Raw genomic sequence first — 12,559 nt, forward strand, 5'->3', positions numbered from 1 at the left:
TCCTCATCGCGGGCATGGCCGCTGACGTGTGTTGTTCGAGCAATGATGAGCGCAGTGTAAAAAACAATGACCAGTGCATTTCACTATATAACTGCCTATATTTGGCGACAATTCTCGGCAAAAACCCTTTTCACAGAGGCGTATCCCCTATGCGTACCAACACCCAGACCAAGCGGGAGCTGGACAAGATCGACCGCAACATCCTGCGCATCCTGCAAACCGACGGGCGCATTTCGTTTACGGAGCTGGGGGAAAAGGTCGGGCTGTCGACCACGCCCTGTACCGAGCGTGTGCGGCGGCTGGAGCGTGAAGGGATCATCATGGGCTACAACGCGCGGCTCAACCCCCAGCATTTGAAGGGCAGTTTGCTGGTATTTGTCGAGATCAGCCTGGATTACAAGTCCGGCGACACCTTCGAGGAATTCCGCCGCGCGGTGCTGAAACTGCCCCATGTGCTCGAGTGCCACCTGGTTTCTGGCGACTTCGACTACCTGGTGAAAGCGCGGATATCCGAGATGGCGTCGTACCGCAAATTGCTCGGCGACATCCTGCTCAAGCTGCCCCATGTGCGGGAGTCCAAGAGCTATATCGTGATGGAAGAGGTGAAAGAGAGCCTGAACCTGCCGATCCCGGACTGACCTGACACACTCGGGTCAACATGTGGGAGGGGGCTTGCCCCCTCCCACATTTGGACGGTGTAAAACCGCTAAACCAGCACCTGCCGGGTGCTCGCCATGTACTCGTGGATCTGCTTCTCCACCCGTGGATGAATCAGCTCCACCGGGCGCCGCCCATTCGGACACGGCAAGGTCTTGGTGGTGCCGAACAGCCGGCAGATCAACGGGCGCTCGTCGTACACCGTGCAGCCGTTCGGCCCCAGGTGCACGCAGTTCAGCTCCTCCATGGCCGCGTCCTGCTCGGCGGCGGTCTTGCGCGGCAGGCGCGACATTTCCTCGGGCGAGGTGGTCACCGGCCCACAGCAGTCATGGCAACCGGGGACGCACTCGAACGAAGGAATCTGCCGGCGCAGCGCACTGATTTTCTGACTGTTGCAACTCATCGAAACACGTACCGAACGGCGAATAGGCGTGGATTCTGCCGCAAAACGCCCCGCGCAGACAGCTTCGTCCGACCGCTGTATCCTGCGTCAAATTTTCCAAACAGGGATGCTCCCCATGACTGCCAGCGCCCGGCATACCGCTTCCTACTACGCCGCCAGCAGCGTGCCGCAAACTGATTACCCGGTATTGACCGGCGAACTGACGGCGGATGTGTGCGTGGTCGGCGGCGGTTTTTCCGGGCTGAACACCGCGCTGGAGTTGGCCGAACGCGGTTTCAGCGTAGTGTTGCTGGAAGCGCGCAAGATCGCCTGGGGCGCCAGCGGGCGTAACGGCGGCCAACTGATTCGCGGTGTCGGCCATGGCTTGGACCAGTTCGCCAGCGTGATCGGCACCGAGGGCGTACGCCAGATGAAGTTGATGGGCCTGGAAGCGGTGGAGATTGTGCGTGAGCGCGTCGCGCGCTACCAAATCCCCTGCGACCTGACCTGGGGCTACTGCGACCTCGCCAACAAACCCCGCGACCTGCACGGCCTGGCCGAAGATGCCGAAGAACTGCGCAGCCTCGGCTATCGTCACGACATACGCCTGCTGCAAGCCAACGAAATGGGCAGCGTTATCGGCTCCGAGCGCTACGTGGGCGGCATGATCGACATGGGCTCCGGCCACCTGCACCCGCTGAACCTGGCCCTCGGCGAAGCCGCCGCCGCGCAGCAATCGGGCGTGAAGCTGTTCGAGCAGTCCGAAGTCACCCGCATCGACTACGGCCCCGAAGTCAACGTACACACCGCCCAAGGCAACGTGCGCGCCAAGACCCTGGTGCTGGCCTGCAATGCCTACCTCAACGGCCTCAACCCGCACCTCAGCGGCAAAGTGTTGCCTGCCGGCAGCTACATCATCGCCACCGAACCGTTGGGCGAAGCCCAGGCCGCCAACCTGCTGCCGCAGAACATGGCGGTGTGCGACCAGCGTGTCACGGTGGACTACTTCCGACTGTCCGCCGATCGCCGCCTGCTGTTCGGCGGTGCCTGTCATTATTCCGGTAGAGACCCGAAGGACATCGGCGCCTATATGCGCCCGAAGATGCTGCAGGTGTTCCCACAACTGGCCGATGTAAACATCGACTTCCAATGGGGCGGCATGATCGGCATCGGCGCCAACCGTCTGCCGCAGATAGGCCGCCTGGCCGACCAGCCCAACGTGTATTACGCCCAGGCCTACGCCGGCCATGGCCTCAACGCCACCCACCTGGCGGGCAAGTTGCTGGCCGAAGCCATCAGCGGCCAGCAACACGGGCGCTTCGACCTGTTCGCCCAGGTGCCGCACATCACCTTCCCCGGCGGCAGGCACCTGCGCTCGCCGCTGTTGGCGCTGGGAATGCTCTGGCACCGCCTCAAAGAGCTGGTCTGATCAATCGCGCCAGAACGGTTTCAGGCCTTCGTGGCGCGCCTGCTCGGCGGTCAGCCCGACATCGCGCAATTGCTCGCGGGTCAGGTGCAGTAAAGCTTTGCGGGTGTGGCGACGGCGCCAGAACAGACCCCAGCGACTGATATCGCGCCGCGCCGTCGCCCGCTCCTGCCCAGCCACCAGTTCCTGACTGTGTAACGCCAGCCGCACATCGCCCATGCCGTTCATTTTGCTGCCCCTCAGTTGCTTGTTGCCTTGAGTGACCAGCATGAGCGCGCAGCTAAAACCATTACAGATTCAACCCACCTTTATTAAATCCATACAGATACTGCCTATATACCGCTGAATCCTGTATTTTCTGCCTATCTGTAATGGTCCCTCTGGAGCGACCGCCATGACCCTGTACATGAACCTCGCCGAATTGCTGGGCACCCGCATCGAACAAGGCTTCTATCGCCCCGGTGATCGACTGCCTTCCGTACGGGCGTTGAGCGTGGAACACGGGGTCAGTTTGAGCACCGTGCAGCAGGCCTATCGCTTGCTGGAGGACAACGGTCTGGCGATGCCCAAGCCGAAATCCGGCTACTTTGTTCCGGTGGGCCGCGAGTTGCCGGCCCTGCCGGAAGTCGGTCGTCCGGCTCAGCGCCCCGTAGAAATTTCCCAATGGGACCAGGTGCTGGAATTGATACGCGCAACGCCGCGCAAGGATGTCATACAGATGGGCCGCGGCATGCCGGATGTATTGTCGCCCACCCTCAAGCCCCTGCTGCGCAGCCTGGCCCGCGTGAGTCGCCGCCAGGATTTGCCGGGGCTGTATTACGACAACATCCTGGGCTGTATGGAACTGCGCGAACAGATTGCGCGCCTGTCCCTGGATTCCGGCTGCCAGCTGACGGCCGAGGACATCGTGATCACCACCGGCTGCCATGAGGCGCTGTCCGCCAGCATCCATGCCATCTGTGAGCCGGGCGATATCGTTGCGGTGGACTCGCCGAGCTTTCACGGCGCCATGCAGACCCTCAAGGGCCTGGGCATGAAAGCCCTGGAAATCCCCACCGACCCGATCACCGGCATCAGCCTCGAAGCCCTGGAGCTGGCGCTGGAACAGTGGCCGATCAAAGTCATCCAACTGACCCCCAACTGCAACAACCCCCTGGGCTACATCATGCCGGAGGCGCGCAAGCGGGCATTGCTCACCTTGGCGCAGCGCTTTGACGTGGCGATCATTGAAGACGATGTCTACGGCGAACTGGCCTTCAGCTACCCGCGCCCGCGCACCATCAAGTCTTTCGACGAAGACGGACGCGTCCTGCTGTGCAGCTCGTTCTCGAAGACCCTGGCGCCCGGCCTGCGCATCGGCTGGGTAGCGCCCGGACGTTACCTGGAGCGAGTGCTGCACATGAAATACATCAGCACTGGCAGCACCGCCACGCAGCCGCAAATCGCGATTGCGGAATTCCTCAAAGGTGGTCACTTCGAACCGCATTTGCGGAGGATGCGTACCCAATACCAGCGCAATCGCGACTTGATGCTCGATTGGGTCAGCCGCTACTTCCCCACAGGCACTCGCGCCAGCCGCCCTCAAGGCAGCTTCATGCTGTGGATCGAACTGCCGGAAGGCTTTGATACGCTGAAGCTCAACCGTGTCCTGGTAGAACAAGGTGTCCAGGTGGCCGTAGGCAGCATCTTCTCGGCGTCGGGCAAGTACAGGAACTGCCTGCGCATGAACTACGCTGCCAAGCCAACCGCGCAGATTGAAGAAGCCGTGCGCAAGGTCGGGGCTGCGGCGATCAAGATGCTGGCAGACACGGCCGACTGACCTTTCACGGGAAATTGCCGTCATATATCGACAACCGCCCTGATCTGGAAGCCGCTCCCTTGATGATTCAACGGCTATTACCGTTTTGCCTGCTGGGAGCCCTGATCCTGGGCGGCTGCGCCAGCGTGAGCACGCCACGCGTCCCCAGTGACGCCCTGCCCGCCGCACAGTCATCGTTCGGCCGCTCGATCCAGGCCCAGGCCGCGCCCTATCAAGGGCGCTCGGGCTTTCGCCTGCTGCCCAACAGCAGCGAGGCATTCATGGCCCGTGCCGAGCTGATCCGCAACGCCCAGACCAGCCTCGACCTGCAGTACTACATCGTGCACGACGGCATCAGCACCCGCATGCTGGTGGACGAACTGCTCAAGGCCGCCGACCGTGGCGTACGTGTGCGCATCTTGCTGGATGACACCACCAGCGACGGCCTGGACCAGATCATCGCCACCCTCGCCGCCCATCCCAAAATCGAGATCCGCCTGTTCAACCCGCTGCACCTCGGGCGCAGCACCGGCGTAACGCGGGCCATGGGCCGCTTGTTCAACCTGTCGCTGCAACATCGACGCATGCACAACAAGCTGTGGCTGGCGGACAATAGCGTGGCCATCGTTGGCGGGCGTAACCTGGGGGATGAGTATTTCGATGCCGAGCCCAACCTGAACTTCACCGATATCGACATGCTCAGCGTCGGCCCGGTGGCCGAGCAACTGGGCCACAGTTTCGACCAGTACTGGAACAGCGCACTGAGCAAGCCCATCGATGATTTCGTCTCCAACGCACCGTCCAAGGGTGACCTGGCCGCCGCGCGCGTACGCCTGGAAGCGTCCCTGGCCGAGTCACGCCAGCAGAACCACGCACTGTACAACCGCCTGCGCACCTACCAGACCCAACCCCGCATGGACACCTGGCGCCGCGAGCTGATCTGGGCCTGGAACCAGGCGCTGTGGGATGCGCCGAGCAAGGTGCTGGCCAAGGAGGACCCTGACCCCAGGTTGCTGCTCACCACGCAACTGGCGCCGGAACTGGAAGGGGTCAATCACGAACTGATGATGATTTCGGCGTACTTCGTGCCGGGACAGCCAGGCCTGGTGTACCTGACGGGGCGCGCCGATGCGGGCGTGTCGGTGAGCCTGCTGACCAACTCCCTGGAAGCCACCGACGTGCCCGCGGTGCACGGGGGTTATGCGCCGTACCGCAAGGCGCTGCTGGAGCATGGGGTCAAGCTCTATGAGTTGCGCCGCCAGCCCGGGGATGGCGGCGGCAGTGGCCCGCACCTGTTTCGCCGAGGCGCCTTCCGGGGCTCGGATTCCAGCCTGCACAGCAAGGCGATGATCTTTGATCGGGAGAAATCCTTTATCGGCTCGTTCAACTTCGACCCACGCTCGGTACTGTGGAACACCGAAGTCGGTGTGCTGGTCGACAGCCCCGAGCTGGCGGAACACGTGCGCAACCTTGCACTGCAAGGCATGGCGCCGCCCCTGAGCTATGAAGCGAAATTGCAGGACGGCCAAGTGGTGTGGGTGACCGAAGACAACGGCCAGTTGCACACCCTGACCCGCGAGCCGGGGAGCTGGTGGCGACGGTTCAATGCGTGGTTTGCCACCAGCGTCGGCCTTGAGCGCATGCTCTAGGCCGGCTGCGCCGCGCCGAATGCACCCTGGCGCAGCAGCAACATCACCAGGCCCAGCGCACCCGCTGCCATCAGCAGCGGCAACGCATGCCCGCTGATCCACTGGCTACCCGCCCCCGCCACCAGCGGGCCGATCAGGCAGCCAATACCCCACAACTGCGCCACGTGGGCATTGGCGCGCACCAGCGCGTCGTCGCGGTAACGCTCGCCGATCAGGATCAACGACAGGGTGAACAAGCCGCCGGCACTCGCGCCGAACACGACCCAGATCGGCCAGATCATTGGTGTGTGCATCAATAGGGGAATCGCCAGGCTCGACACCAGCAACAGCAGCGCACACCCCAGGAACAACGTGCGCCGAGGCAAGTAGTCGGCCAGTGCACCGATGGGCAATTGCAGTAACGCGTCGCCAACCACCACCGTGCTGACCATGGCCAAGGCGATCTCGGCGGTGAACCCTTGTTGCAGGCAGTACACCGGCAACAATGTCAGGATCATCGCCTCGAACGCAGCAAACAGCGCAACCGCCCAGGCAATCGCCGGCAGGCTCCGGCAGAAGCGCCACAGTTGCGCGAAGGTCACGCTGAAGGACTCGGCGCTCGGTGCACCGGAGCGCCCCAGCAGCAACAGCGGCGCGACCATCAACAGGCCGACGCCCACCCAGAAACCGTAGTCATGCTCGGTGCCGATCAGGCCCAACAGCAGCGGCCCCGACAGCTGGCTCAAGGCATAGCTGCAGCCGTACAACGCCACCAGCCGACCACGCCACTGCTCCACCACCAACTGGTTGATCCAACTCTCGCCGAGGATAAACACAATGGTCAGGATCACCCCGATCATCAGGCGCAGCACCAGCCACACCGGGTAGCTGGGCAGGATCGCCAGCAGGCCGATGGACACCGCGCCCGCCCACAGGCACAGACGCATGAGGTTGGCGGTGCCAAGCCAAGAGGCCAGGCGACTGGAAACCTTCGCCCCGAGCAACACGCCAAAGGCCGGCATTGCTGCCATCACGCCGATAGCGAAACTGCCGTAGCCCCAGCTTTCGAGGCGCAGGGATACCAGCGGCATGCTGACGCCAAGGGCCAGACCGACGCTGAGCACTGAGGCCAGGACGGCGAAATAAGTCGCCCAACGCATTTCCACACTCCTGCGGATCATTTTCAAGTTCACACAAACCAGTGTGGGAGAGGGCTTGCCCCCGATTGCGGTGAATCAGTGAGCACCGCTGGCGCCTGACACACTGCTATCGGGGGCAAGCCCCCTCCCACATTTAGCCTGCGGTGTTGCTTAGAGCTTGATCCAGGTGGCCTTCAGCTCGGTGTATTTGTCGAACGCATGCAGCGACTTGTCGCGACCGTTGCCCGACTGCTTGAAGCCACCAAACGGTGCAGTCATGTCGCCGCCATCGTACTGGTTGACCCACACGCTACCGGCACGCAGCGCCTTGGCAGTCAGGTGGGCCTTGGAGATGTCCGCCGTCCACACCGCTGCAGCCAGGCCGTATTGGGTGTCGTTGGCGATGGCAATTGCTTCCTCGGCGCTGTCGAAGGTGATCACCGACAAGACCGGGCCGAAGATTTCTTCCTGGGCGATCTTCATGGCATTGGTCACACCGTCGAAAATCGTCGGTTCAACATAGGTGCCACCGGTTTCTTCCAGGGTCCGCTTGCCGCCGGCGACCAACTTGGCGCCATCTGCGTGACCCGCTTCGATGTACGACAGCACAGTGTTCATCTGCTGGGTGTCCACCAGTGCGCCCACATTGGTTGCCGGGTCCAGCGGGTTGCCTGGCTTCCAGCCCTTGAGGGCATCGATCACCAGCGGCAGGAATTTGTCCTTGATGGAACGCTCCACCAGCAGGCGCGAACCGGCGGTGCAGACCTCCCCCTGGTTGAAGGCGATGGCGCCGGCGGCGGATTCGGCGGCGGCTTGCAGGTCCGGGGCATCGGCGAACACGATGTTCGGGCTCTTGCCGCCGGCTTCCAGCCAGACGCGCTTCATGTTCGACTCACCAGAGCGGATCAACAGTTGCTTGGCGATCTTGGTGGAACCGGTGAACACCAGGGTGTCGACATCCATGTGCAACGCCAGCGCATTACCCACGGTATGACCATAGCCCGGCAGTACGTTGAACACGCCTTTTGGAATACCGGCTTCCACGGCCAGGGCCGCAATGCGGATAGCGGTCAGCGGGGATTTTTCGGACGGCTTGAGGATCACCGAGTTGCCGGTGGACAGCGCAGGGCCCAGTTTCCAACAGGCCATCATCAGCGGGAAGTTCCACGGCACGATAGCGCCAACCACGCCAACCGGCTCGCGCGTCACCAGGCCCAATTGGTCATGCGGGGTCGCGGCGACTTCGTCGTAGATTTTGTCGATCGCTTCGCCGCTCCAGCTCAGGGCATTCGCCGCGCCGGGTACGTCGATGTTCAGGGAGTCGCTGATCGGCTTGCCCATGTCCAGGGTTTCGAGCAGCGCCAGCTCTTCGGCATTGGCCTTGAGCAACGCGGCGAAACGGATCATGGCGGATTTGCGCTTGGCCGGCGCCAGGCGTGACCACACACCGGAGTTGAAGGTGGCGCGGGCGTTTTCGACGGCGCGCTGGGCGTCGGCGGCGTCACAGCTGGCAACGGTGGCCAGCAGGCGACCATCGACCGGGCTGATGCATTCGAAGGTGTCACCGGAAACAGCGGCGGTGTACTCGCCATTGATGTAGGCGCGGCTTTCGATCTTCAGATCCTTGGCACGTTGTTCCCAGTCGGCACGGGTCAGGGTGGTCATGCGAGTGTCCTCCTCTTATTGAATACAAGGGCCATGGGATGTCCCACGGCAGCCTTAAAGAATTCTTGCCCGCCAGCCAATGGTTCGGCGCAAGGCAGCTGCCACCCTAAACCAGCGGCTGGGGGTGTTTCAATATATTTGACATAACGCCGGCAAACGCCCTTGCGATGTTCATTTTAATAAACATAGACTTTGGGCTCTCCAACCGCAGGCCAGACGGGACACGCACATGAGCATCCAGGACATCGTCGACTTCAGCCAAGCCAAGACCGCCGCCGAGCGCTACCGCCCTGCCGCCGAGAAAATCCTCAAGGGCGATCCCGAGCAAACGATCTACAACCACTACAACAGCCCCTGCGGCCAGATGAGCGCGGGCGTGTGGGAAGGTGAAGTCGGACAGTGGACGGTCAATTACACCGAACATGAGTACTGCGAGATTGTGCAAGGTGTATCCGTGCTGCGTGACGCCGACGGCAATGCCAAGACCTTGCGCGCTGGCGACCGATTCGTGATTCCCGCCGGCTTCAGCGGCACTTGGGAAGTGTTGGAGGCGTGCCGCAAGATCTACGTGGTGTTCGAACAGAAAGCCTGATCAGCCAAATCAACAGGCAAAAAAAAGCCCGGATCGTGAGATACGGGCTTTTTTTCAGGAGGAAAATCAATTACTTGATTTTGCCTTCTTTGTAGATCACGTGCTTGCGAACGCGCGGGTCGAACATTTTCTTTTCGAGCTTGTCCGGGGTAGTACGCTTGTTCTTGTCGGTAGTGTAGAAGTGACCAGTACCGGCGCTAGAGATCATTCGAATCAATTCACGCATGATATAGCTCCTTAGATTGTGCCAGCGCGGCGCAATTCAGCCAGCACGACAGTGATGCCACGCTTGTCGATGATGCGCATGCCTTTGGCAGATACGCGCAGACGGACGAAACGTTTCTCTTCTTCAACCCAGAAGCGGTGATGCTGCAGGTTCGGCAGGAAACGACGACGGGTTTTGTTATTTGCGTGGGAAATGTTATTCCCAGTCACCGGACCCTTACCGGTAACTTGACAGACTCTCGACATGCCTCAGCCCTCTAAAACCACATGCCCAACCCGGCATGGGTTGGCCGCTTAATCTCTCAGTCATTTGGCGCCAGGCGCCGCGTTTCTTTAGGGTCTTACCGGCTACACCTACAAGCGAAGGAACCGGGCCCCTAGAAAAGAGCGCTGCTTTATACCAGAAAGACCCCAGTGCAACAACAGCCCGCGTGTTTTTACTGGCGTAAATCTTGGCGGTAGACGCCTGAACCGTTGCCAGGAGGGGCCGCTGTCACAGCCGACCGCTCGTCGCACAGAATGATTTACAGCGCGCGCGGGCACAGTGAAGTGCACGACGAAACGCGCCGAGACGCCATCAAAACAGCATTTGGCGCAAAAGCACAGGCAAAAATGGGCTAGTCATTTACCTATCAGACCACTACGGTAGGACTTTTCCAGACTGCACTCGCAGATGGGCCTTCGATCTGCAAAGGAAACCGAACATGCGCCTCGCTGCCCTACCGCTATTGCTAGCCCCTCTATTTATCGCCCCGCTGGCCTCGGCCGCCAGCAACTTGAGCGTCTGCACCGAGGCCAGCCCCGAAGGGTTCGATGTGGTGCAATACAACTCGCTGACCACCACCAACGCCTCGGCCGATGTGCTGATGAACCGCCTGGTGGACTATGACGCGACCAGCGGCCAACTGGTGCCCAGCCTGGCGGACAGCTGGAACGTCTCGCCGGATGGCCTGACCTATACCTTCAAGCTGCACCCGGATGTGAAGTTCCACCGCACCGAGTACTTCACCCCAAGCCGCACCCTGAGCGCCGAAGACGTGCGCTTCAGCTTCGAGCGCATGCTCGACCCGGCCAACCCCTGGCACAAGATCGCCCAGAGCGGCTTCCCTCACGCTCAGTCGCTGCAACTGCCGACGCTGGTAAAAAAGATCGACGCTCTCGACCCACTGACCGTGCGTTTCACCCTGGATCACGCCGACTCCACCTTCCTCGCCGCGTTGAGCATGGGGTTCGCGTCGATCTACCCGGCGGAATATGCCGACAAACTGCTCAAGGCCGGCACGCCGGAGAAGCTCAACAGCCAGCCGATCGGCACTGGACCGTTTATCTTCAGCCGCTTCCAGAAAGATGCCGTGGTGCGCTACAAGGCCAACCCGGACTACTTCGCCGGCAAACCGGCTGTGGATAACTTGATCTTCGCCATCACTCCCGACGCCAACGTACGCCTGCAGAAGCTGCACCGCGATGAGTGCCAGATTGCGCTGTCACCCAAGCCGCTGGACGTAGGCGAGGCCGAAAAGGACCCGGCGCTCAAGGTGGAGAAGACCGCGGCCTTCATGACCGCCTTCGTGGCCATCAACAGCCAGCACCCACCCCTGGACAAGCCAGAAGTCCGCCAGGCGATCAACCTGGCGTTCGACAAGGGCAGCTACCTCAAAGCCGTGTTTGAAGGCACCGCCGAGGCCGCCAACGGCCCTTATCCGCCGAACACCTGGAGCTACGCAAAGGACCTGCCGGGTTATCCACAGGATCTCGCCAAGGCCAAGGTGCTGCTCGACCGCGCCGGACTCAAGGACGGCTTCAAGACCACCCTCTGGACCCGCCCCACCGGCAGCCTGCTGAACCCCAACCCGAACCTTGGTGCACAACTGCTGCAGGCTGACCTGGCCAAGGTCGGCATCCAGGCCGAGATCCGCGTGATCGAATGGGGCGAGTTGATCCGCCGCGCCAAAGCCGGCGAACACGACCTGCTATTCATGGGCTGGGCCGGTGACAACGGCGACCCGGATAACTTCCTGACCCCGCAGTTTTCCTGCGCGGCGGTAAAGTCGGGTACCAACTTCGCCCGCTACTGCGACCCTGCGTTGGACAAGCTGATCAGCGCTGGCAAGACCACCAGCGAGCAAGGTGTGCGCAGCAAGCTGTACCAGCAGGCCCAGGCACAGATCCAGCAGCAGGCCTTGTGGTTGCCGCTGGCGCACCCGACGGCGTTCGCCCTGGCCCGCAAGACTGTCGAGGGCTACCAGGTGAGCCCGTTCGGCCGCCAGGATTTCTCGAAAGTCAGCGTCAAGCCCTGAGCTGAAAGCTGCAAGCCCGCTTGAGGCTTGCAGCTGCTTCCCGCCTACATCCACCCATACTCCGCCATCGACAACGGATCTCCATCCCCCACAATGATGTGATCCAGTACCCGCACATCCACTACCTCCAAGGCCTTCTGCAGCAATTTGGTCAATTTTCGATCAGCAGCGCTCGGCTCCAGGCTCCCGGAAGGATGGTTGTGGCACAGGATCAACGCCGCCGCGTTGTAGGCCAATGCGCGTTTGACCACTTGCCGGGGATACACCATCGCCGCGTCGATGGTGCCTTGGGACAACGCCTCAAAACCCAACACCCTGTGCCTTGAATCAAGGAACAGACAGCCGAATATCTCGTGGGGCTCATGGCGCAACATGGCCTTGAGGTAATCGCGCACCGCCACCGGGCTTTCCAGCACCGAGTCGTGTCGCAGGCGCTCGGCCATATGACGCTTGGCCATTTCCAACACCGCCTGCAACTGGGCAAACTTCGCCGGCCCCAGGCCCAATTGCTGGCTGAACAGCGTCTGGCTGGCCTCCAGCAACGGGCGCAAGCCGCCGAATTGCGCCAGCAGATGGCGCGCCAGGTCCACCGCGCTCCTGCCGGAAACCCCGGTACGCAGGAAGATCGCCAGCAACTCGGCATCCGACAGACTCGCCGCCCCCCACTCCAGAAGCTTCTCTCGCGGCCGCTCTGCCGCCGGCCAATCACGAATACTCATCCCTCCTCCCTCTCCCTGTATGCCATGCGTG

The 12,559-nt window shown here is 61.8% G+C and carries 13 protein-coding genes; 6 read left to right on the forward strand and 7 right to left on the reverse strand.

Annotated elements, in window-relative coordinates:
- Window positions 1–149: 149 nt before the first annotated feature.
- Window positions 150–638, forward strand: coding sequence for an Lrp/AsnC ligand binding domain-containing protein (locus BM110_RS22455; protein WP_003176896.1), 489 nt, complete (start codon window positions 150–152; stop codon window positions 636–638).
- A gap of 68 nt (window positions 639–706) precedes the next feature.
- On the opposite strand, the gene BM110_RS22460 is transcribed toward BM110_RS22455, so the two are convergent.
- Window positions 707–1,060 carry a YkgJ family cysteine cluster protein gene (locus BM110_RS22460; protein ID WP_092241690.1) on the reverse strand — a complete coding sequence of 118 codons (354 nt, stop codon included), beginning with the start codon at window positions 1,058–1,060 and terminating at the stop codon, window positions 707–709.
- A gap of 115 nt (window positions 1,061–1,175) precedes the next feature.
- Between BM110_RS22460 and BM110_RS22465 the strand changes: the two genes are divergently transcribed.
- Complete coding sequence (locus tag BM110_RS22465; RefSeq protein WP_092241688.1) at window positions 1,176–2,468, forward strand: NAD(P)/FAD-dependent oxidoreductase; 1,293 nt, start codon at window positions 1,176–1,178, stop codon at window positions 2,466–2,468.
- Here BM110_RS22465 and BM110_RS22470 read toward each other — a convergent pair whose 3' ends face one another.
- Window positions 2,469–2,693: a DUF1127 domain-containing protein gene (locus BM110_RS22470; RefSeq protein ID WP_092242375.1), complete on the reverse strand. Its 225-nt coding sequence runs from the start codon at window positions 2,691–2,693 to the stop codon at window positions 2,469–2,471.
- A 166-nt stretch (window positions 2,694–2,859) separates the two neighbouring features.
- On the opposite strand from BM110_RS22470, the gene BM110_RS22475 reads away from it, so the two are divergent.
- Entirely contained in the window at window positions 2,860–4,284 is a 1,425-nt protein-coding gene (locus BM110_RS22475) for an aminotransferase-like domain-containing protein (protein WP_092241686.1), read from the forward strand.
- 62 nt (window positions 4,285–4,346) lie between these two features.
- A complete protein-coding gene (locus BM110_RS22480) occupies window positions 4,347–5,912 on the forward strand; it encodes a phospholipase D family protein (RefSeq protein WP_093120408.1) in 1,566 nt (521 codons plus the stop codon).
- Here the strand turns inward: BM110_RS22480 and BM110_RS22485 are convergent.
- Window positions 5,909–7,051, reverse strand: coding sequence for an MFS transporter (locus BM110_RS22485; RefSeq protein WP_092241682.1), 1,143 nt, complete (start codon window positions 7,049–7,051; stop codon window positions 5,909–5,911). The genes BM110_RS22480 and BM110_RS22485 overlap by 4 nt on opposite strands.
- 150 nt (window positions 7,052–7,201) lie before the next feature.
- Window positions 7,202–8,695 carry an aldehyde dehydrogenase gene (locus tag BM110_RS22490; RefSeq protein WP_093514200.1) on the reverse strand — a complete coding sequence of 498 codons (1,494 nt, stop codon included), beginning with the start codon at window positions 8,693–8,695 and terminating at the stop codon, window positions 7,202–7,204.
- A 229-nt stretch (window positions 8,696–8,924) separates the two neighbouring features.
- On the opposite strand from BM110_RS22490, the gene BM110_RS22495 reads away from it, so the two are divergent.
- Entirely contained in the window at window positions 8,925–9,287 is a 363-nt protein-coding gene (locus BM110_RS22495; protein WP_092241680.1) for a cupin domain-containing protein, read from the forward strand.
- Between the two features lie 70 nt (window positions 9,288–9,357).
- Here BM110_RS22495 and rpmG read toward each other — a convergent pair whose 3' ends face one another.
- Together rpmG and rpmB are read right to left on the reverse strand one after the other, a co-directional pair.
- Complete coding sequence (gene rpmG / locus BM110_RS22500; protein WP_003176906.1) at window positions 9,358–9,513, reverse strand: 50S ribosomal protein L33; 156 nt, start codon at window positions 9,511–9,513, stop codon at window positions 9,358–9,360.
- 11 nt (window positions 9,514–9,524) lie between these two features.
- A complete protein-coding gene (gene rpmB / locus BM110_RS22505) occupies window positions 9,525–9,758 on the reverse strand; it encodes a 50S ribosomal protein L28 (RefSeq protein WP_010207494.1) in 234 nt (77 codons plus the stop codon).
- A 458-nt stretch (window positions 9,759–10,216) separates the two neighbouring features.
- On the opposite strand from rpmB, the gene BM110_RS22510 reads away from it, so the two are divergent.
- On the forward strand, window positions 10,217–11,809 hold the full coding sequence (locus BM110_RS22510; RefSeq protein ID WP_093514201.1) for an ABC transporter substrate-binding protein: 1,593 nt from the start codon (window positions 10,217–10,219) through the stop codon (window positions 11,807–11,809).
- 44 nt (window positions 11,810–11,853) lie between these two features.
- Here BM110_RS22510 and radC read toward each other — a convergent pair whose 3' ends face one another.
- Window positions 11,854–12,528 (reverse strand): RadC family protein, encoded by a 675-nt coding sequence (radC, locus tag BM110_RS22515; RefSeq protein ID WP_092241676.1) that lies wholly within the window; start codon window positions 12,526–12,528, stop codon window positions 11,854–11,856.
- Between the last annotated feature and the right edge of the window lie 31 nt (window positions 12,529–12,559).

This window comes from Pseudomonas sp. NFPP28, assembly GCF_900115535.1.
GTDB classification, from domain to species: Bacteria; Pseudomonadota; Gammaproteobacteria; order Pseudomonadales; family Pseudomonadaceae; genus Aquipseudomonas; species Aquipseudomonas extremorientalis.

Bases quoted from the DNA above. Each gene is read 5' to 3' on its own strand.
- BM110_RS22455 (WP_003176896.1), top strand. From the start codon at position 150: ATGCGTACCAACACCCAGACCAAGCGGGAGCTGGACAAGATCGACCGC.
- BM110_RS22460 (WP_092241690.1), bottom strand. From the start codon at position 1,060: ATGAGTTGCAACAGTCAGAAAATCAGTGCGCTGCGCCGGCAGATTCCT.
- BM110_RS22465 (WP_092241688.1), top strand. From the start codon at position 1,176: ATGACTGCCAGCGCCCGGCATACCGCTTCCTACTACGCCGCCAGCAGC.
- BM110_RS22470 (WP_092242375.1), bottom strand. From the start codon at position 2,693: ATGAACGGCATGGGCGATGTGCGGCTGGCGTTACACAGTCAGGAACTG.
- BM110_RS22475 (WP_092241686.1), top strand. From the start codon at position 2,860: ATGACCCTGTACATGAACCTCGCCGAATTGCTGGGCACCCGCATCGAA.
- BM110_RS22480 (WP_093120408.1), top strand. From the start codon at position 4,347: ATGATTCAACGGCTATTACCGTTTTGCCTGCTGGGAGCCCTGATCCTG.
- BM110_RS22485 (WP_092241682.1), bottom strand. From the start codon at position 7,051: ATGCGTTGGGCGACTTATTTCGCCGTCCTGGCCTCAGTGCTCAGCGTC.
- BM110_RS22490 (WP_093514200.1), bottom strand. From the start codon at position 8,695: ATGACCACCCTGACCCGTGCCGACTGGGAACAACGTGCCAAGGATCTG.
- BM110_RS22495 (WP_092241680.1), top strand. From the start codon at position 8,925: ATGAGCATCCAGGACATCGTCGACTTCAGCCAAGCCAAGACCGCCGCC.
- rpmG (WP_003176906.1), bottom strand. From the start codon at position 9,513: ATGCGTGAATTGATTCGAATGATCTCTAGCGCCGGTACTGGTCACTTC.
- rpmB (WP_010207494.1), bottom strand. From the start codon at position 9,758: ATGTCGAGAGTCTGTCAAGTTACCGGTAAGGGTCCGGTGACTGGGAAT.
- BM110_RS22510 (WP_093514201.1), top strand. From the start codon at position 10,217: ATGCGCCTCGCTGCCCTACCGCTATTGCTAGCCCCTCTATTTATCGCC.
- radC (WP_092241676.1), bottom strand. From the start codon at position 12,528: ATGAGTATTCGTGATTGGCCGGCGGCAGAGCGGCCGCGAGAGAAGCTT.